The following is a 19,104-nucleotide window of genomic DNA, read 5'->3' on the forward strand; positions in this document are numbered from 1 at the left end:
CCCCCTCGTCATCGTTTTCCGCGCAGCTCCACCAGGTTCCGGGTGGCCAGCTCCGCCATGGCCACCGCGCGCTGGCACAGCTCCGCCGTGGTCAGCGGCACCGGTTCGGTGTCATAGGAGTACTGGATGCCCAGCCGCTGCCCGTCGGCCACGCTGACATCGACGAAGCAGCCCCGGCCGTCGGTGGTCCGCCGGTTCTGCACCGCAGGGAACCCGGCCACCCGCACCAGCTGGACCTCCAGGTTGGTCTCGCCCGGCCGCAGCCAGACGTCCGCGCCCTCCTGCGGCACTGGCGTGACCTGGTAGGCGTACCGCGGTTTCTCCCCCGACCGGGAGAAGCCGCAACCCCGGTTGCCGAACCGGTCACCGGCCTCGGCGGGCATCACGTAGTCCACGCCGAGGTCCTTGCGCTGCGCGGCGGTCAGCAGCTCGCACACCTGGCCCTCGACGAAACCGTCCAGCCGGATCTCCTTGGGGCGCGCGGACACCACCGCCTTGGCCGCCGCCTCGTCCATCGGCACCGGCGAACCGGGCACCGAACATCCGGCGAGCACTACCAGCGCCACCATTCCCAGCACCCGGAACGCGATCATGACCGATACCGCGCCAGGGATTCGGCGATCTCCGTTTCGGTGAATCCGTAGTCCTGGGCGGCCAGCCTGAGTTCCACCGCCGCGTCCAGCAGGGTCTGGCTGTATTTCAGGTACTGCTGGTAGATCGAGTCCGGTCCGTCGACGAACTTCCAGCTGTACACCTTCGCGGCGTCCGCGCTGACCGGGTCACCGCCGCAGGGCCGCATCCGCAGGCCTTCCTGCAACAGGCGCAGCCTGCCCCGCAGCCATTCCCCTTCCCGGTTGAGCACCGCGAAGGCGGCCAGCACCTGTTCCCGGCTCACCCGGACCCGGTCATCGCTCCCCACGACTACCCCCCGATTTACCTCGATTACCCTCAGTAATCATAGGAGAGGTAAAGTGCGCGAGCCGTGACTATTTGCACACAACTCGGGGCTTCACCCGAATTGACGTACAACGTCCGCGATTACTTGTTTGGTTTGGCAAAATGCGCCCAACAGCCCAGTGCCACCACGGCCAGCACCTCGGTCAGCGCCAGTCCCCGTTCCCACAGGCCCAGCGGGAAGAACTCCCACCAGCGCGCGCCCAGCGGCCCGTAGTAGGCGATCACCGCCACGATCGGCGGGAACCACAGCAGCGACACCAGGCCCAGCCACCACACCGTCCTGGCGAAGCCCCGCGAGGCGACCTCCGTCAGCCACGGCCGCGCCAGCAGCATGGCCGCGATCGGCAGGCCGAAGAACGCCAGCGCGCTGCCCACGCGGTGGATGTCGCCGCTGAGGCTGGGGCCGACCGACCAGTCGTGCTTGGGGAACACCACCACCATCACCAGGCCGATGACCCACATCGCCAGGAACACCGCGGCGGGCGAGGCGGCGCGGGTCAAACCCTTGCGCACCAAGCCGACCAGGATGACCGCGGAGCCCGCGGCGAGGATCAGCAGGGCGGAGTCGAAGACCCAGCGCTGGTCGGTGAGGGCGTAGTGGCTGATGGTGCGGAACAGCGGCGCGGAGGTGGGCAGCAGGTCCAGCAGGCCGAGGAGCGCGATACCGGCCAGCACCAGCACGGTGCCGATGGCGCTCAGGGGCGCGGCGGCGCCCAGCACCCGTTCGGGGAGGGGTCTGGACGCCGCCGCGGCGGCGGTGCGCTCGGGCTCCGTCGGCACTGGGGGAACCTCGGGAGACAGCACGCGCACCTCCGCGGTGAGGCGCCGGGGTCTGCACTCCGCCGGCGCCGGGTCGTTGTGGTCGGTTGCCTGAAGAACGCGGCGGCGGCCGGACATCGTTCCCGGTCGCGGCTGTCGATAACCTGAAGACAGCGGACCCGCGCGACCGAGGGCGCGCTGGTGACCCGGCCGAGCCCGCTACCAGCGGTGATGTCCGCAGCGGAGTATCGGCCGGGCGGCGGCGACCGGTGGTGAGCAAGAACACCCCGGAGTCGCGACAGCGCCGCTGGGCGCGGGTTCGACCGGGTCAAGCCCGGCCTGGTGGCCATTGCGCGGCAACGACTCCGTGGTCTCCCGGCTGGTCGAGGGCTGGCTGACTCAGCCGACCGCGGCCGCCGCGGCCCGGCCCGCCGTGCGGCCGGAGAACAGGCAGCCGCCGAGGAAAGTGCCCTCCAGCGAACGGTATCCGTGCATGCCGCCGCCGCCGAAGCCCGCCACCTCACCGGCCGCGTACACCCCGGGCAGCGGTTCGCCACCGGCCTGCAGCACCCGGCCGTCCAGGTCGGTCTCCAGGCCGCCCAAGGTCTTGCGGGTCAGGATGGACAGTCGCACCGCGATCAGCGGGCCCGCCTTGGGGTCCAGCAGGCGGTGCGGGCTGGCCACCCGGATCAGCTTGTCCCCCAAGTAGTTCCGGGCGCCGCGCAGCGCGGTCACCTGGAGGTCCTTGGTGAACGGGTTGGCGATCTCCCGGTCCCGCGCCAGCACCTGACGCTCCACATCGGACAACTCGATCAGCGGCTCGCCGCCGGTGAGCTCGTTCATCCGGCGCACCAGCGCGGGCAGGGTGGACTCCACGATGAAGTCGACCCCGTTGCGCTTGAACGCTTCCACCGGTCCCGGCGCGCCCGCGCGGGCCCGGCCGATGACCTGCCGGACGCTCTTGCCGGTGAGGTCGGGGTTCTGCTCGGAGCCGGAGAGCGCGAACTCCTTCTCGATGATCTTCTGGGTGAGGATGAACCAGGTGTGCTCGTGCCCGGAGCGCATGATGTGCTCCAGGGTGCCCAGAGTGTCGAAGCCGGGGAACAGCGGCACCGGCAGGCGCTGCCCGCGCGCGTCCAGCCACAGCGAGGACGGGCCGGGCAGGATCCGGATGCCGTGCCTGGCCCAGATCGGGTCCCAGTTCTGGATGCCCTCGGTGTAGTGCCACATGCGGTCCGGGTTGATGATCCGCGCGCCCGCGGCCTCGGTGATGCCGAGCATCCGGCCGTCCACGTGCGCGGGCACGCCGGAGAGCAGCTTGGCCGGCGGGGTGCCCATCCGCGCGGGCCAGTTGCGGCGCACCAGGTCGTGGTTGCCGCCGATGCCCCCCGAAGTGACGATCACGGCCTGGGCGTGCAGCTCGAACTCGCCGACCGGCACCCGGGAGCTGCCCTCGCCGCGGGCCACCGGGCTGGGTTCCAGGACCTGGCCGCGCACGCCGTCGACCACGCCGCCGGTGACGCTCAGCTCGTCCACCCGGTGCCGGAACTTCAGCGTGACCAGGCCGCGCTCGACCGCGGCGCGCACCCGCTTGACGAACGGGGCGATCACGCCGGGACCGGTGCCCCAGGTGATGTGGAAGCGCGGCACCGAGTTGCCGTGGCCGTTGGCGTCGTAGCCGCCGCGCTCGGCCCAGCCGACCACCGGGAAGATCTGGATGCCCTGCTGCTTGAGCCAGGCCCGCTTCTCCCCCGCGGCGAACTGCACGTAGGCCTCGGCCCACTTGCGCGGCCAGTAGTCCTCCTCGCGGTCGAAACCCGCGGTGCCCAGCCAGTCCTGCCAGGCCAGCTCGTAGGAGTCGCGGATGCGCAGGCGGCGCTGCTCCGGCGAGTCGACCAGGAACAGGCCGCCGAAGGACCAGAACGCCTGGCCGCCCATGCTCGCCTCGGGCTCCTGGTCCAGCAGCAGCACCCGTCTGCCCGCCTCGGCCAGCTCGGCGGTGGCGACCAGACCGGCGAGCCCAGCGCCCACCACGATGACATCGGCATCGGCAGCCATTGACGACCCTTCTCCCGGAGCGGGATGACGCGGACCAGCCGATCATGCCGCCTCACCAGCCCGCGGCCTAGCACCGGGAGCGGATTTCTACCCGCGAGTAGCGCGTCGGACGGCCGGCAGGTGTTTCAGGGGGTCCAGGACTTCTCCAGGACGGCGACCAGGGGGGCCAGTTCGGGCAGGGCCTGGGCCTCGGCGAGGGCTTCGGCCAGGGCCTGGTCGTGGGTGGGGCGGGCCTGGTCGACCAGCTGCTGGCCGGTGGGGGTGACCTCGGTGTAGATGCCGCGGCGGTCGGTCGCGCACAGGTAGCGCTCCAGCAGGCCGCGCTCCTCCAGCCGGGTGACCAGGCGGGTGGTCGCGGACTGGCTGAGCACCACCGCGTTGGCCAGCTGGTTCATCCGCATGTGCCAGCCGTCCTGGCGGGACAGGATGGACAGCACGCTGAACTCGCGCACGGACAGCTCGTGTCCCTTCTGCAGCGCGCGCTCCAGCTTGTCCTCGATCCGGCAGTGCAGGGCGGCCAATGTGCGCCATCCCTGGGCCCGCGCTTCGACCGCGTCGTCGGCCAGTCCCATCGCACCCCTCCTGAGCTGCTCGGCTTGCGCCGCCCGGTGTCCAGGCGCATCATACAGCTCGTGCAATAACCAGCGTATGCAACTATCGCAGACGCGGGTTGTTGTGTACGCCGCTAATTGTCGACGCTATCCATCTGGAGTGCTGGCCATGCCCATTGCCCTGCTCGCCCTGGCGATCAGCGCGTTCGCCATCGGCACCACCGAGTTCGTGATCATGGGGCTGTTACCGGAGGTGGCCGCCGACTTCGGGGTGTCCATCCCGGCCGCCGGCCTGCTGATCTCCGGCTACGCGCTGGGCGTGGTGGTCGGCGGGCCGCTGCTCACCGCGCTGGGCGGGCGGCTGCCCCGCAAGACGATCCTGGTCAGCCTGATGGGGCTGTTCATCGCCGGGAACATGTTCTCCGCGCTGGCCGAGACCTACGGCCTGCTGATGACCGGCCGGGTGGTCGCCGCGCTCGCGCACGGCGCGTTCTTCGGCGTCGGCTCGGTGGTGGCCGCGGACCTGGTCGCGCCGGAGCGCAGGGCCAGCGCGCTCGCGATGATGTTCACCGGCCTGACCATGGCCAACGTGCTCGGTGTGCCGCTGGGCACCGCGCTGGGCCAGCAGCTGGGCTGGCGCTCGACGTTCTGGGCGGTGACCGCGCTGGGCGTGCTCGGCCTGGTCGGGGTCATCGCGCTGGTGCCGCGCACCAAGGCCGCGCCGGGCGGCGGGCTGCGCCAGGAGCTGGCGGTGTTCCGGATCCCGCAGGTGTGGCTGGCGCTGGCGATGACCGCGCTGGGCTTCGGCGGGGTGTTCGCCTCCTTCACCTACATCGCGCCGATGATGACCCAGGTCGCCGGTTTCGCCCCCGGCACGGTCACCTGGCTGCTGGTGCTCTTCGGGGTCGGCCTGTTCGTGGGCAACCTGCTCGGCGGCCGGGCCGCGGACCGCGCGCTGATGCCCAGCCTCTACCTGTTCCTGGCCGTGCTGGCCGCGGTGCTGTTCACCTTCACCTTCACCGCGCACTCCCAGCTCGGCTCGGTGCTCACCATCGCCCTGTTCGGCATCGCCGGGTTCGCCACGGTTGCGCCGCTGCAGATGCGGGTACTGACCAAAGCGGCGGGAGCGCCCGCGCTGGCCTCGGCGGCCAACGTGGCCGCGTTCAACCTGGGCAACGCGGGCGGCGCGTGGCTGGGCGGGCTGGCCATCGACCACGGCCTGGGCTACACCGCGCCGAACTGGATCGGCGGCACGCTGACCGTGGCCGGGCTCGCGGTGGCGCTGTTCTCCGGCTGGCTGGACCGCGGGCGGCGGGCCACGATCAGCACCGAGGGAGCCACTCCGGAAGCCGCGCTCGCGCGCTGAGTATGCGCGTCGACTGCATATATCGCTCTACTGAATATCCTCGCCAGGGAAAGGCAGCTCGCACCGATGAAGATCGACCTGACCGGCCGCACCGCCCTCGTCACCGGCTCCACCAGCGGGATCGGCTACGCCGTGGCCGCCGGGTTCGCGAAGGCGGGCGCCGAGGTGGTGCTCAACGGCCGCAGCGCGGACCGGGTCGCCGCGGCGGTGGACAGGCTGACGGCGGAGACCGGTTGGGACAAGGTCACCGGGGTGGCCGCGGACATCGCCACCGCGGCGGGGGCGGACTCGCTGTTCGCGCAGCTGCCTGAGGTGGACATCCTGATCAACAACACCGGCATCTTCGGGCCGCAGCCGGTCTTCGAGATCCCGGACGCGGAGTGGCTGCGCTTCTTCGAGGTCAACGTGCTCTCCGGGGTGCGGCTGACCAGGCACTACGCGCCGCGGATGGCCGAGCGCGGCTGGGGCAGGGTGGTCTTCGTCAGCAGCGAGTCCTCGACCATGATCCCCAGCGAGATGGTGCACTACGGGATGACCAAGACCGCGCAGCTCTCGGTCGCCCGCGGCATGGCCCAGGAGGTGGCGGGCAGCGGGGTCACCATCAACAGCGTGCTGCCCGGCTCCACCCTCACCGAGGGCGTGCGCGCCTTCATCGGCGAGCTGTACCCGGAGCTGCCCTTCGAGCAGGCCGAGCGCGAGTTCATGGCCAAGGACCGGCCGACCTCGCTGCTCAAGCGGCTGATCCGGCCGGAGGAGATCGCCAACCTGATCGTCTACACCGCCAGCGACGCCGCCTCGGCCACCACCGGCGCGGCGCTGCGGGTCGACGGCGGTCTCATCCCGACCATCTGAGTTCTGCGCAGCACACGAAAGGAAGATCGATGAGCAAGGTTCCGTCCCTCACCCTCAACAACGGGGTGGCCATGCCGCAGCTGGGCTTCGGCGTGTTCCAGATCCCGGACGGCGAGACCGAGGCCGCCGTCACCCACGCGCTGGAGGCCGGGTACCGCAGCATCGACACCGCGGCCATCTACGGCAACGAGGGCGGCGTCGGCGCGGCGCTGGCCGCCGCGGGCCTGCCCCGCGAGGAGCTGTTCATCACCACCAAGCTGTGGAACGCCGACCAGGGCTACGACAGCGCGCTGCGCGCCTTCGACGCCAGCCTGGACAAGCTGAAGCTGGACTACCTGGACCTGTACCTGATCCACTGGCCGGTGCCGGCCAAGGGCCAGTACGTGGACTCCTGGAAAGCGCTGACCAAGCTCCAGCAGGACGGCCGGGTGCGCGCGGTCGGCGTGTCCAACTTCCAGCCGGAGCACCTGCGGCAGGTCATCGACGCCACCGGCGTGGTGCCCGCGGTGAACCAGGTCGAGCTGCACCCGCGGCTGGTCCAGGCCGGGCTGCGCGAGGCGCACCGGGAGCTGGGCGTGGTCACCGAGGCGTGGAGCCCGCTGGCCCAGGGCGAGCTGCTCGACGATCCGGTGCTGGTGGAGCTGGCCCGCAAGTACGACCGCACCCCGGCCCAGATCGTGCTGCGCTGGCACCTCCAGCTGGGCAACGTGGTGATCCCGAAGTCGGCGACCCCGTCCCGGATCAAGCAGAACCTGGACGTCTTCGGCTTCGAGCTGGCTGAGGACGACCTCGCCTCGGTCACCGCGCTCAACGCCGACCGCCGCACCGGCCCCGACCCGGACACCTTCACCGGCTGATCCGGCCAGACCTGGTGCCCCGCCTGGGTTTTCCGGGCGGGGCGAGGTCGTGCTCAGCGGCAGCTGGGGCGTTGCGGGACGTCGGGGAAGTACTGTTCCCACTCCTGCGGGCTCAGTTCCGCCTCGGGCAGCTCGCAGACGCGGGCGGCGGCCTGTTCCGGGTCGGCGTCCCAGAGCAGCACCACGCCGTCGTGGCCGCCGCTGACCATGGTCTTGCCGTCCGGGCTGAACTGGACGCTGTAGACCCGGTCCTTGTGCAGGGCCAGCACCGCGGCCTCGGTGAGGCGGCCCTGGCCGGAGACCTCCCACAGCCGCAGGGTCTGGTCGGCTCCGGTGCTGGCGAGCATGTTCCCGTCGCCGCGGAAGGCCACCGAGTAGGTGGTGTTGCCGTGCTCCTTCTTGGTTTCCACCAGCCGCGGGTGGTCGGGGTCGCGGATGTCCCACAGCCGCACCGAGTGGTCGGCGCTGGTGGAGGCGAGCAGGGTGCCCTCGGGGTTGATCGCCACCGAGTACAGCAGGTCGGTGTGGCCGCTGGCCGCGGCCAGCAACGTGGCCTGGCCGGAGTCGCGCACCCGCCACAGCCGGATCACCCGGTCCGCGCCTGCGGCGGCCAGCACCTTGGTCTTCTCGTTGTAGGCCACCGACATGATGGCGTTGGCCGGGCTGTGCAGCACCGCGCCGCGCCGCGGCTGGTCCGGGTCGCGGATGTCCCACAGCGCCACGGTGCTGTCCACGCTGCCGGTGATCAGGGTGGCGCCGCCGTCGGCGAAGGCCATCGAGAGCACCCCGTCCACGTGGCCTTTCAGCTCGCCGCGCGGGCGGATGTCGTCGAGGTCGCCGACCGACCACAGCCGGACCGTGCCGCCCAGGGTGGAGGTGGCCATCAGCTTGCCGTCGGCGCTGAACCGGACGTCGTAGACCACGTCGTCGTGGCCTTCCAGGATCTTGAGCAGCCGGGGGTGCTGCTGGTCGCGCACGTCCCACAGCCGCACGGTGTGGTCGGCGCTGCCGGTGACCAGCACCTTCTGGGTGGGGTGCAGCACGGCGGTGCGCACCGGGCCGGTGTGCGCGCTGAGCTCGGGCAGCTCGGCCGGGTGCTCCGGGTCGGCGAAGTCCCACAGCCGCACGCTCTGGTCCAGGCTGCCGGAGGCGAGGGTCTTGCCGTCGGGGTGGAAGACCACCGAGCGGATGATGTCGGTGTGCTTGCGCAGCACCGCGCCCGCCCTGGGTTTGCGGCGGTCCCGCAGGTGCCAGACCCGGATGTCGTTGTCCAGCGAGCCGGAGACCAGGGTGTCCTCGCCTGGCCGGAAGGACAGGTCGAACACGGTGTCGTGGTGCCCGGTCAGCGGGGGCAGCTCCACCGGTTCGCGTGGGTCGCGCATGTCCCAGACGCGGATGCTGCGGTCGGGCGCGCCGGTGGCGAACAGGGTGCCGTCGTGGTTGAAGGCCGCGCCGAAGGCGCTCTGCCGGTCCACCGGCAGGCTGCCCTGGGACTTGGGGTTGCCGGGGTCGCTGATGTCCCACAGCCGCACCGGCGGTTCGCCGGAGCCGACGATGGCGAAGGTGCGGCCGTCCGGGCTGAAGGCCATGCCGTGCACGGTCATGGTGTCCTGGAAGCGGGCCTTGCGGGTGGCCGCCCCGGGGTCGCGGACGTCCCAGAGCTCGACCACGCCGTCCACCGCGGCGACCGCGAGCAGGGCGCCGGTGCGGTCGAAGGCCAGTGAGGCGATCGAGGCCCCGGTCCACGGCAGACGGCCGATCTCCTTGCCCCGCCGGGGATCGGTCACGTCCCAGAACCGCACGGTGGCATCGCCCGCGCCGGAGGCGATCAGGCCGCCGCCGGGCCGGTAGGCGATGCTGGAGACCGGGCCGGTGTGCCCGTGCAGGGTGCGCACCCGGTGCGGGTGCCTGCGGTCGCGCACGTCCCACAGGCTCATGGTGCTGTTCTGGTTGGCCACCACCATGTTCCGGCCGTCCGGGCTGTACACCGCGGCGCCGACGGTGTTGCCCTGTTCGGTGAGCGGGCTGGCGTAGTGGGTGACGTAGGTGCTGAGCAGGCTGCCCCTGGTCTCCAGGATGGGGGCCAGCCGGTAGGCGGCCAGGCTGAGCCGGGCGGCCAGGCCGGGATTGGCGCCCCGCAAGGAGATCGCCCGGTCGGCGACCCGCTGGGCCACGGTGGTGGTGCGCTCCTCGTCGGCCATCCGCTGGGAGTCCACCGCGAAACCGGTGGCGGCCACGCTGAGCACCAGCATCGCGGTGAGCAGCGCGACGGCCTGGCGCAGCCGCCGGGTGCGCCGCCGGTCCACCTGGTCCTGCCTGGCCTGCTCGGCCAGGCTGGCGGCGAGGAAGCGCTGCTCCCCGGCGGAGAGGGTGTCCTGGTTGCGGGCGGCCCAGTCCCTGGCCACGGCCAGCCGGGAGCCGCGGTAGAGCGCGCCGGGGTCGCGGCCCTCGCTCTCCCAGCCCGCGGCGGCCTCGGTGAGCTGGCGGTGCACCCGCAGGCCCTCGCGGTCCTCGGTGAGCCAGCCGCGCAGCCGGGGCCAGGACCGGATCAGCGCCTCGTGGGTGATCTCCACGCTGTCGCCGTCGCGGGTGAGCAACCGGGCCGCGGTGAGCCGGTCGAGCACGAGCGCGGTGTCCGGGTTCCCCAGATCCGTGTCACCGCTGTCCAGCTCCGCTCGGTTGATGCGGCGCTTGGTGTCCTCGGTGCCCTCGCCGAGCGCGGTCAGGCGCAGCAGGATGCGCCGCAGCAACGCGCGCTGGGCCTCGGTCAGTCCACTGTGGACTTCCTCGGCGGTGCGCGCGACGGCGTGCTCGATACCGCCGACGGCGTCGTAGCCGGCGAGGGTCAGCGTGGTGCCGCGCCTGCGCCGCCAGGTCTCCAGCAGCGCGTGCGAGACCAGCGGCAGCACGCCCGGCCTGCCGGAGGCGTCCGCGACCAGGCGGGTGACCAGCGCGGTCTCCACCGAGCAGCCCGCGCGCACGGCGGGTTCGACGATGGCGGCGCGCAGCTCGTCGGTGCCGAGCTGGCCGACCACGACCTGCGCGTCCTGCAGGATGCCGGCCAGCTCGGGGCGTTGCAGGCAGTGGGTGTAGAAGTCCGAGCGGACGCCGATGACCACCCTGGCCCTGGTCAGCTCGTCGTCGGTGGCCGCGCGCAACGCGGCCAGGAACGCCGAGCGCTCGGCCGGGTCGGCGCACAGGGTGAACAGCTCCTCGAACTGGTCCACCACGAGCAGGAACTCCGCGCCCGCCGGCTCGCCGTCGAGCAGCTGGCGCAGTGCGAGCCCGAGGTTGCGCGGCTGTTCGCGCAGGTCGGCGGCGAGCCGGCCGGCCGGGGTGCGCAGGCGGGCGGCCAGTGCCACCGCGCACTCCTCCAGCGGGCGGGCGCCGGGGGTGACCACCAGTGCGGGACCGGCCTTGGGCAGCACCCCGGCGCGCAGCACGGAGGACTTGCCGGAGCCGGAGGCGCCGACCACCGCGACGAACCGCCGCCGGGCCAGCAGGCCGATGAGCTTGTCCACCAGGCCGGCCCGGCCGAAGAACCGGTCGGCGTCCTCGGCCTGGAAGGCGGCCAGCCCGGGGTAGGGCGGGCGTTCGCCGTCGGTCTCCCGCGGCTGGACCGGGTCGAGCTCGGCGGCCGCGTCCCGCCACCGCTTCTCCCACTCCGCTTCCTCGCCGCCGCAGGCCTTGGCGTAGGCGAGGGTGACCGCCAGGCTGGGCAGCCGGTCGCCGCGCGCGGCCTGGGCGAGGGTGGCCATGGAGAAGTGCGCCTGCCGGGCGAGCTCCCGGTAGCTCGGGTTGCCCGCCTGCTGCCGCAGCGCGCGCAGCTCACCGGCGAAGCGCTGGACCGGTCCCCCGTCCGGATCCAGTGGACGTTCTGGACGTGGCATCTTCCCCCACCCGGATTGTGTGCGGGTTGATTGTGTAGCCCGCGTGGCGAAGCCACACAACAACGGAGGAGCTAAAACTGTTCGTGGGGAGGGATCTGCGCGGTACTGGGGGCCGCCGCGTGGCGAAGGCCCGTCGTTCCGGCACCGGAGCGACGGGCCTTTCCCGTTTCGCTGGCCGGCGAGTGGCCAGGTCACCGTGTCGGTGTGCGGGCGGCCGTTCTTCTGTCCGGTCACCGGGACCACGTTCGCGCCGCGCCGGTAGCTGAAGTCGTTTCCGTTGAGTGCGGCGGCGGGGCTCAAATGTGTGCGGCAGCAGCCGACTCCCGGCGGTAGTTGTTGCCGCCGTCCAGCCGGAGTCCGGGCTGGCATGGTGGCGTGCTTTTGGCGTTGTGCAGGCCGCCGCGACCGGGGCGGTCGCCACAATTCCGGATGCGCCCAAACAGGCGGAACCGCGACACACCACCTCATCGTTCATGTGCGTGAACACTGTTCCACTGCTTGTGCGCCCCAGAAGGCCAGTGACGGCCCGTCACGGCGAGCAAGGGCCATTAGTCGTCGCAACCGACTAAACAACGACCGATCGACTGTCCGGTCCGGAGCGGTCAACCGCCCCTTCAGAGATCATCACGAGGTGGTAAACATGCTGGTCAGAGCCTTGTGGTTGTGCGGTCGTTGGTTGTACGTCGTCGGCTCCGAAGCCGTACAACGCCGAAGGCGATAGAACTGGACTCGGCAGGGACACCGTCGCGACTGGGGGTCGCGACGGTGCAACGCCGGCGGTCTCCCTCGACCGCGCGCGGCAGGGCCGTTCCGTCCCACGACGGCCCTGCCGCGCATCCGGCCCAGGTTCAGGATTCGCTGTTCGTCCATTCCAGCGCGGCGGCGGCGATTTCCTCATCGGGCACGTCCCGGTCGTGCCGGGCGATGCACCAGCGAATTCCGGCCGGGCAGCGGAAAACGCCCATGCGGTCCCCGGAGAAGGAATCCGCGACCGGGTTGATGGGAGTCGCGCCCAATTCGACGGCCTTCGCGAAAACCTCGTCCACATCCGTGGTCCAGTAGGTCATGGTGAAGGCGTTGCCCTCGGCCGGGCTGGGCAGGATGCCGTACTCCGGCATGGGTTCGCTGAGCTGGAACATGGTTTCGCCCAGGCGGAGCTCGGCGTGCATGACCTGGCCGTCAGGGGTGTCCATCCGCTTGACCACCTCCGCGCCCAGGGCCTGCTGGTAGAAGTCGATGGCCTTGGCGCAGCCGGGGGCGGCGAAGAAGACGTTGAGGCGGTGGTAGCCGGCCGGGGCGGGGCCGGTGGCGGTGGTGTTGTCGGTCATGTGAGGCATCCTGGCGGCCGTGCCCACCGACCGGCTTGGACAAACGCGACAGCTCGCCACCACCAGCGAGTACGGCGTGCTCGGGGTGCGCGACATCGACTTCACGCTGGAGCGGGTGCCGGTCTCGCCTGATCTGTCGCCGCTGGTGGAGCGGCATTGGCTGGTGTCGTGGGCGTTGCCGCCGGGGCGGCGGGCCTCGGTGACGCTGCTGCCGCACCCGTGCGTGAACCTGGTCTTCGACCGGGGGCAGCTTGCCGTGAGCGGGGTGGGCAGCGCGCGGTTCACCTACACCTACGAGGGCGCGGGCCGGGTGTTCGGGGTGAAGTTCCGGCCGGGCGGGTTCCTGCCGTTCCTGGGCGCGCCGGTGGCGGAGCTGACCGATGCGGTGCGGCCGCTGTCGGCGCTGTGGGGTGCGGACGCGGCGGCGATGGCCGCCGAGCTGGGCGCGGCCCCCGAGCTGGACGCGCTGGTGGCGGTGGCCGAGCGGTACCTGCGGGCGCACTGGCCGGGGCCGGATCCGGAGACGGCGCGGGTGGGGCGGATCGTGCGGGCGCTGCTGCACGACCGGGAGATCACCAGGGTGGCGGATGTGTGCGAGCGCTTCGGCATCACCCCGCGCTCGCTGCAACGGTTGTTCCACCGGCATGTCGGGGTGAGCCCGAAGTGGGTGCTGCGCCGCTACCGGCTGCACGAGGCGGCGGCCCGGCTGGCCGAGGGCACCTCGGGCACCTGGACCGAGGTGGCGGTGGAGCTGGGTTACTTCGACCAGTCGCACTTCATCCGCGACTTCACCCAGGCGATCGGGCTGACCCCGGTCGCCTACGCGGCGGCCTGCCAGGCGCGGCAGGCCCCGGTCAGCGCGTGAGCCGCAGCGGCAGCTCCTCCACCAGCGGTTCGGCGGTCAGGACGGCGCGGATCTGCTCGCCCTGCTCGGAAGTGCCGTTGCGGGCGTCGAAGCGGGCGGCCAGTTCCAGGGCCTGCTCGGTCAGCTCGTCGCGCAGCGCGGCCGAGGGCCAGTCCACGGCGTCCCGGTCGCGGTAGGCGGGGCGGCGGACGGCGGTCTCCGGCGCTCTGGTGAGCACCAGCGCGCCGGCCGCCGCGAACCGCATGGCCGCGGCCGGGGTGCAGGGTTCGTCCAGCCAGCCGAGGTGCCTGGTGAGGAGCTTCAGGCCGCGTTCGTGGTTGCCGGTGACCGCGCAGAAGACCAGGTGCTCGGCGACCAGGCCGAGTTTGGCGCGGTCGTGGCGCAGGGCCGGGTAGGCGCCGCGGTGCGCGTCGGCGGCCTCGGTGAGCCTGCCGGTGCGCAGGTAGGGCAGCAGCAGGTTGGTGCGGATGCTCTGCGGCTGCTCGTAGCAGTTGAGCTGCCCGCTGAGCACCGGCCGCGCGGTGGCCAGGGCTTCCTCGTCGCGGCCGAGCCAGACCAGGTGGTTGATCTTGCCGTTGGGTTCGCAGCCGTCGCAGTCGGAGAGCTCGCCGCGCGGGCTGGCCTGCCAGAGCCGGAACTGCTCGGCGGCGGTGTCCCGGTCGCCGAGGTGGCGGGCGAGCAGTTCCCGGTACTGGTGCACCGGGTTCATGCCGTGCCCGGCCTGCCGGTAGCGACGTTCCATGTCGTCGAGCACGGCCTTGGTCTGGTCGAGGGGGACCTCGGGGAAGTCGGCGAGGCTGGCCACGATCCCCTTGAAGTCCCAGAGCAGGTCCTCATCCAGGTCCGGGTCGCCTTCACCGCGGTCGTAGGCGGCCAGGCACCAGGCGAAGGGCACGAACGACTTCGCGGGTTCGCCGCCGTAGCGGTAGGTCTCCAGGCTGAGGATCCGGGCGGCGTAGCGCAGGTCGTCCCGGCCGAGCGCGTCGGCCTGCCGCACCACCTGTTCGACCGCGGCGATGCGGGCCGGGCCGAAGGGCAGCTCGTCGGCGGCGCGCAGCTCGGCTTCCAGCTGCTCGGGGCTCATCGGCCACCTTCCCGGAGCTGGGCCAGCAGCTCCTCGACGTGTTCCCGTTGCGGCGCTTCCGGTTCGAGGCGGTCCAGCGCGGCGGTGAGCAGCGGTTCGGCTTCCGCGCCGCGGCCCAGCTCCATCAGCAGCCGGCCGCGGAAGACGTCCGCGGTCAGCGCGGGTCCTTCGGCTCCTGACAGCCGGTGGAAGCCCTCGGCGGCGGCGCTCGCCCTGGCCAGCGCGGGGTTCTTGTCCTCGGCGAGGGTGAGGATGCGGGCCGCGTCGTGGTCCAGCAGGGCGCGCTGGAAGACCTCGGGCGGTTCCTCGCCCAGGGTGGCGGCGAGGGTGTCGGCCTCGGCGAGCGCGGTGCGGGCGTGGTTGTTCTCCCTGGCCCAGTGCCAGGACAGCGCGGCCAGGCGGCGGTGTTCCAGCTCCCGCAACGGTTCCCCAAGCCCGGCCAGGGCCTCGGCGGCGGCTTGGTGGCGGCGGGCGGCCTCGGCGTCGCGGTCCAGCTCGTCCAGGATCTCGGCGGCGATGCCGTGCATCTGGGCCAGGCCGTACCGGTTGTCCTGTTCGGCGCACTGGGCGGCGAGCTCGTCCAGCACGGTCAGCGCGGCGTCGGGCTGGCCGAGTGCGCGGTGGGCGTGGCTGAGCAGGAACCGGGCGCGGCCGAGCTGGTCGTGCTCGGCGGCCTCGGTAAGGACTTCCTCGGCGAGGTCGGCGGCCTGGTCCGGGCGGCCGGTGGCCAGCGCGGCGGCGGCCAGGTCGAGCTTGATCTCCAGCAGGTCCAGCTCCACCTCGAACCGCAGTGCGTCGGTGAGCGCGGCGGTGAGGTGCCCGAACGCCTCCTCGGCCCGGTCCAGGTGGTGTGCGGAGCGGCCCGCGTGGTGCTGGGCGAGCACCCGGAGCAGCGGGTCCTCGGCGTCGGCGGCCGCGGCGTAGAGCGGGTAGGCGGTGTCGACGTCATCGAGCACGGCGCAGGTGTGCCCGGCGGCCAGCCGGGTGCGGTGCAGCAGCGGGGACGGCGGCAGCTCGGCCAGGATCTCCACCGTGCGCAGCACAGCGCCGACGGCGGCGGCGTGGTCCGGTTCCTCCCGGTCGATCCAGACCTGGAGCAGCGTCATCCAGCAGTCCGCGGCCAGCAGCCGGTCCGGGTGGCCGTCAGTGGCTTCGGCCAGCTCCCGGCCGAGCCGGATGGCGGCCTCGGTCTCGCCGGTCTCCCGGAGAGCGTCCACGATCCGGCCGCGAGCCCGCACCAGCGCGCGATCGGCCCCGAGGGCGGCGAGCTCCTCGGCGACGGCGTGCAGTTCGGGCAGCCCCTGCTCGGCCCGGTGGTCGTAGCAGCAGGCCAGTGCGGCCCGGCTGCGGGCGGTGGCGGCCAGCGCCGGCTCGCCGTGCTCGGCGAAGATCGCCGCGGCCTCGCGCAGCATGCCTTCGGCGGCGGCCGGGTCGTCCTCGAACCGGTCCGAGGCGGTGGCCCCGAGCCGCCGGGCGCGCAGCACCGGCGGCGGTTGCGGGCAGACCTCGTCGAAGCGGGCCCACAGCGCGGCCAGGCGGTCGTGGTCGCGGACCTCGGCGGCTTCCTCGGCGGCGTCGGCCAGCTCTTCCGGGGTTGCCGGGAAGCTGATCTGCGGTGGTTCGGCCACGGCGAGCCGGGCGGCGGCGCGGGCCGGTCCGGACAGCGGCAGGTGTTCCACCAGCGGTTCGGCGGCCAGGACGGCGCGGATCTGCTCGCCCTGCTCGGCGGTGCCGTTGCGGGCGTCGAAGCGGGCGGCCAGCTCCAGGGCCTGTTCGGCGAGCTCGTCGCGCAGGGCGGTGGCGGGCCAGTCCACGGCGGCGCGGTCGCGGTAGGCGGGGCGGCGGACGGGGGTGTCCGGGTGACCGGCCTCGATGACCCTGGTGAGCACCAGCGCGGCGGCCGCGGCGAAGTGCATCGCGGCGGCCGGGGTGCTGGGTTCGTCCAGCCAGCCGAGGTGGCGTTCGAGCAGTTCCAGGCCGCGCGGGTGGTTGCCGGTGCGGGCGCAGAAGATGAGGTGCTCGGCGATGAGGACCAGCTCGGCGCGGTCGTGCCGCACCGCCCGGTAGGCGCTGCGGTGCGCCTCGGCGGCCTCGGTGAGCCTGCCGGTGCGCAGGTAGGGCAGCAGCAGGTCGGTGCGGATGCCGTGCGGCTGCTCGCGGCAGCTGAGCTGGCCGCTGAGCACGGGCAGTGCGACCGCGACCGCTTCTTCGTCCTGGCCCAGCCACACCAGGTGGTTGATCTTGGCGTTGGGTTCGCAGCCCGCGCAGTCCGACAGCTCCCCGCGCGGGCTGGCCTGCCATCGCCGGAACTGCTCGGCCGCGGTGTCCCGGTCGCCGACGTGCCTGGCCAGGAACTCGCGGTACTGGTGCACCGGGTTCATGCCGTGCCCGGCCTGCCGGTAGCGGCGCTCCATGTCGTCCAGCACGGCCCTGGTCTGGTCGAGCGGGACTTCGGGGAAGTCGGCGAGGCTGCTGACGATGCCCTTGAAGTTCCAGAACAGGTGGTGGTCCAGCCGCCGGTCGCCCTCGCCGCGGTCGTAGGCGGCCAGGCACCAGGCGAAGGGCACGAAGGTCTTCGCCGGTTCCGCGCCGTAGCGGTAGGCCTCCAGGCTGAAGATCCGCGCGGTGTACTGGAGGTCGGCCAGGCCGAGCGCGTCGGCGTGCCGGATGACGTCCTCCACCGCGGCGGTGCGGGCCGGTCCGTAGGGCAGGTCCCGGCTGGCGAACAGCTTGGCTTCCAGCTCCTCGGGGCTCACGGGGTGTCCTCCTTGGGCACGGCCGAGTCGAGCAGGCCGAGGAACGAGCGGTTGAGCAGCGCCGCGTCGGCGGGCCGGATGGGGTGGTAGCCCAGCAGCAGGGCCTGGCCGTAGAGCGCTTCGACGGCCAGGGCGATCATGGCCGGGTCGGTGAGCGCGCAGACCCGGCGCACCAGCGGGTTGCGGTGGTTGAGCACCAGCTGCGGCCGGTCCTCGGCGGGTTTCTCGAACGCGGCGAGCACCCCGGCCCACAGCTGGTCGGCCTTGGCCCTGGTGGCTTTCAGCTCGCTCTGGAAGGCGGCGTCCCGGTCCAGCAGGTAGAGCACGGACAGCGCAGGCGGGTCGAAGGCGCGCAGCACCACCTCGCAGCCGAGCCGGTCCAGGGCGCGTTGCGCGGTGGTCAGGAACGGGCGCAGCGCCAGCTCCTCGGCCGGGTCCACCGGGGACAGCCTGGTCATCACGTCGCTGGGTTCCAGGCGCTGCACCACCAGGTCGGCGTCGAGTGCGGGCAGCCTGCCGATGATCTCGGTGTCGTAGGTGTAGCCGCCGTTGACCACGGCCAGGCCCTGGGCGGAGGCGACCGCGGCGAGCTGGCGGAAGTCCTCGGCGGTGGTGGTGTAGCGGATGCGGCCGTGCCGGGCGCGGAACTCGCCCAGGGTCATCCGCCCCATGTTGGTTTCCAGGGGCAGCCACTCGTCGACCAGGGCGAGCATGTCGTCATCGTGCAGGGCGAGGGCTTTCACGCCGAGGTGGTGGATGCCCAGGAAGCGGGCCAGCCGGGCCGGGTCGGTGGCGGCCAGGCCGACCAGCCAGCCGCGCAGCCGCTCGCCGAGGGCCTCGCGGGTCTCCTCCAGGAGGCTGTCGTCGTAGAGGGCCTCGCGGCTGGCGGTGGGCCGCAGCTCGGCGGCGTCGATGACGCAGCGGGCGAAGAAGGCCCAGCCGGGCAACAGGCCGTCGGCGCTCTCGGTGAGCAGCATCCGCTTGAGGTAGACCCGGTGCCCGGCGCGTTCGGCCGGGTTGGCCTGGAAGGGCAGCACGTAGGCCACGCCGGTGAGCCCGGCCTGCGGCACGTCCAGCTCGACCACGTCGAACGGGGTGAAGCCGAGGGTGTCCTGGGCGTAGCCGACCAGGTCGGCCAGCCGCTCCCCGGCCGGCCGCTGGTCCTGCCGCCACGGCGGTCCGTCCCCGGCGACCCGCTGCCCGAGCGCGGTGACCGGGAAGGGCAGCATGGAGCCGTAGAGCGCGGCCAGCTCCACCACGGTGGGCCCGGCCAGCCAGGACTCCGCGCCGGGCCGGGCGGACAGGGTGACCGTGGTGCCGGGTTCGGCGCGTTCGGCGGGGCCGAACCGGTAGGTGCCGTCGGCGCGGCCGACCCATTCCACCGCGGGCGCGCCGGTGGCCGAGCGGGTGGTCACGGTGACCTCGTCGGCGACCAGGAACGCCGAGAGCAGGCCGATGCCGAACTGGCCGAGGAACTCGTGCCGGGCGAAGCCCAGCTCGTCCCGCTTGGAGCTGCGGCCGATGGTGGCCAGCAGCTCGTGCACCTGCTCCTCGGTGAGTCCGATGCCGGTGTCGGTGACGGTGAGCGTGCCGCCGGTGCTGTCGATGGTGATCCCGGCGGGCGCGTCCGGATCGGTGGCGCGGCGGGCGGTCACCGCGTCCACCGCGTTCTGCAGCAGCTCGCGCAGGTAGACCCGTGGGCTGGCGTAGAGGTGATGGCTGAGCAGGTCGACCACGCCACGCAGGTCGACCTGGAAAGTGCGGTCCAAAATGATTCGTCC

Annotated in this window: 14 protein-coding genes; 4 read left to right on the forward strand and 10 right to left on the reverse strand. The window is 72.5% G+C overall.

Annotated features, from left to right (window positions below; all coding sequences use genetic code 11):
- Positions 1-8 precede the first annotated feature (8 nt).
- From M8C13_RS28845 to M8C13_RS28865, 5 genes are all read right to left on the reverse strand, one after another.
- Positions 9-593 (reverse strand): DUF3558 domain-containing protein, encoded by a 585-nt coding sequence (locus M8C13_RS28845; RefSeq protein WP_252483872.1) that lies wholly within the window; start codon positions 591-593, stop codon positions 9-11.
- Positions 590-919 (reverse strand): hypothetical protein, encoded by a 330-nt coding sequence (locus M8C13_RS28850; protein ID WP_252483873.1) that lies wholly within the window; start codon positions 917-919, stop codon positions 590-592. Before M8C13_RS28850 ends, M8C13_RS28845 begins: the two co-directional genes overlap by 4 nt.
- Before the next feature lie 119 nt (positions 920-1,038).
- Positions 1,039-1,737 (reverse strand): DUF998 domain-containing protein, encoded by a 699-nt coding sequence (locus tag M8C13_RS28855; protein ID WP_252483874.1) that lies wholly within the window; start codon positions 1,735-1,737, stop codon positions 1,039-1,041.
- Between the two features lie 378 nt (positions 1,738-2,115).
- Positions 2,116-3,774: an FAD-binding dehydrogenase gene (locus tag M8C13_RS28860; protein WP_252483875.1), complete on the reverse strand. Its 1,659-nt coding sequence runs from the start codon at positions 3,772-3,774 to the stop codon at positions 2,116-2,118.
- A 125-nt stretch (positions 3,775-3,899) separates the two neighbouring features.
- Positions 3,900-4,346 (reverse strand): MarR family winged helix-turn-helix transcriptional regulator, encoded by a 447-nt coding sequence (locus M8C13_RS28865; protein ID WP_252483876.1) that lies wholly within the window; start codon positions 4,344-4,346, stop codon positions 3,900-3,902.
- A 148-nt stretch (positions 4,347-4,494) separates the two neighbouring features.
- On the opposite strand from M8C13_RS28865, the gene M8C13_RS28870 reads away from it, so the two are divergent.
- The 3 genes from M8C13_RS28870 (at position 4,495) to M8C13_RS28880 (ending at position 7,400) form a co-directional block, all read left to right on the forward strand.
- On the forward strand, positions 4,495-5,691 hold the full coding sequence (locus tag M8C13_RS28870; protein WP_252483877.1) for an MFS transporter: 1,197 nt from the start codon (positions 4,495-4,497) through the stop codon (positions 5,689-5,691).
- Positions 5,692-5,757: 66 nt separating this feature from the next.
- Entirely contained in the window at positions 5,758-6,543 is a 786-nt protein-coding gene (locus M8C13_RS28875) for an SDR family NAD(P)-dependent oxidoreductase (RefSeq protein ID WP_252483878.1), read from the forward strand.
- Between the two features lie 29 nt (positions 6,544-6,572).
- Positions 6,573-7,400: an aldo/keto reductase gene (locus M8C13_RS28880; protein ID WP_252483879.1), complete on the forward strand. Its 828-nt coding sequence runs from the start codon at positions 6,573-6,575 to the stop codon at positions 7,398-7,400.
- 53 nt (positions 7,401-7,453) lie between these two features.
- Here M8C13_RS28880 and M8C13_RS28885 read toward each other — a convergent pair whose 3' ends face one another.
- Both M8C13_RS28885 and M8C13_RS28890 read right to left on the reverse strand, forming a co-directional pair.
- Complete coding sequence (locus tag M8C13_RS28885) at positions 7,454-11,290, reverse strand: hypothetical protein (protein ID WP_252483880.1); 3,837 nt, start codon at positions 11,288-11,290, stop codon at positions 7,454-7,456.
- Positions 11,291-12,138: 848 nt separating this feature from the next.
- On the reverse strand, positions 12,139-12,618 hold the full coding sequence (locus tag M8C13_RS28890; protein WP_252483881.1) for a glyoxalase/bleomycin resistance/extradiol dioxygenase family protein: 480 nt from the start codon (positions 12,616-12,618) through the stop codon (positions 12,139-12,141).
- A gap of 19 nt (positions 12,619-12,637) precedes the next feature.
- On the opposite strand from M8C13_RS28890, the gene M8C13_RS45565 reads away from it, so the two are divergent.
- A complete protein-coding gene (locus M8C13_RS45565) occupies positions 12,638-13,483 on the forward strand; it encodes a helix-turn-helix domain-containing protein (protein WP_252483882.1) in 846 nt (281 codons plus the stop codon).
- On the opposite strand, the gene M8C13_RS28900 is transcribed toward M8C13_RS45565, so the two are convergent.
- Genes M8C13_RS28900 through M8C13_RS28910 form a run of 3 tightly spaced genes read right to left on the reverse strand, consistent with a single transcriptional unit; the run spans position 13,473 to position 19,092 of the window.
- Positions 13,473-14,567, reverse strand: a complete 1,095-nt coding sequence (locus tag M8C13_RS28900; RefSeq protein ID WP_252483883.1) for a hypothetical protein — start codon at positions 14,565-14,567, stop codon at positions 13,473-13,475. The genes M8C13_RS45565 and M8C13_RS28900 overlap by 11 nt on opposite strands.
- Positions 14,564-17,323 (reverse strand): hypothetical protein, encoded by a 2,760-nt coding sequence (locus tag M8C13_RS28905; protein WP_252483884.1) that lies wholly within the window; start codon positions 17,321-17,323, stop codon positions 14,564-14,566. Before M8C13_RS28905 ends, M8C13_RS28900 begins: the two co-directional genes overlap by 4 nt.
- Positions 17,320-19,092 (reverse strand): HSP90 family protein, encoded by a 1,773-nt coding sequence (locus tag M8C13_RS28910; protein WP_252483885.1) that lies wholly within the window; start codon positions 19,090-19,092, stop codon positions 17,320-17,322. Before M8C13_RS28910 ends, M8C13_RS28905 begins: the two co-directional genes overlap by 4 nt.
- Between the last annotated feature and the right edge of the window lie 12 nt (positions 19,093-19,104).

The sequence above is a fragment of the Crossiella sp. SN42 genome, from assembly GCF_023897065.1.
Lineage (GTDB): Bacteria > Actinomycetota > Actinomycetes > Mycobacteriales > Pseudonocardiaceae > Crossiella.

What these genes read in the sequence shown, in the direction of transcription:
- M8C13_RS28875 (WP_252483878.1), top strand. Translation starts at nt 5,758, where the DNA reads ATGAAGATCGACCTGACCGGCCGCACCGCCCTCGTCACCGGCTCCACC.
- M8C13_RS28860 (WP_252483875.1), bottom strand. Translation starts at nt 3,774, where the DNA reads ATGGCTGCCGATGCCGATGTCATCGTGGTGGGCGCTGGGCTCGCCGGT.
- M8C13_RS28865 (WP_252483876.1), bottom strand. Translation starts at nt 4,346, where the DNA reads ATGGGACTGGCCGACGACGCGGTCGAAGCGCGGGCCCAGGGATGGCGC.
- M8C13_RS28880 (WP_252483879.1), top strand. Translation starts at nt 6,573, where the DNA reads ATGAGCAAGGTTCCGTCCCTCACCCTCAACAACGGGGTGGCCATGCCG.
- M8C13_RS28885 (WP_252483880.1), bottom strand. Translation starts at nt 11,290, where the DNA reads ATGCCACGTCCAGAACGTCCACTGGATCCGGACGGGGGACCGGTCCAG.
- M8C13_RS28870 (WP_252483877.1), top strand. Translation starts at nt 4,495, where the DNA reads ATGCCCATTGCCCTGCTCGCCCTGGCGATCAGCGCGTTCGCCATCGGC.
- M8C13_RS28900 (WP_252483883.1), bottom strand. Translation starts at nt 14,567, where the DNA reads ATGAGCCCCGAGCAGCTGGAAGCCGAGCTGCGCGCCGCCGACGAGCTG.
- M8C13_RS28890 (WP_252483881.1), bottom strand. Translation starts at nt 12,618, where the DNA reads ATGACCGACAACACCACCGCCACCGGCCCCGCCCCGGCCGGCTACCAC.
- M8C13_RS28845 (WP_252483872.1), bottom strand. Translation starts at nt 593, where the DNA reads ATGATCGCGTTCCGGGTGCTGGGAATGGTGGCGCTGGTAGTGCTCGCC.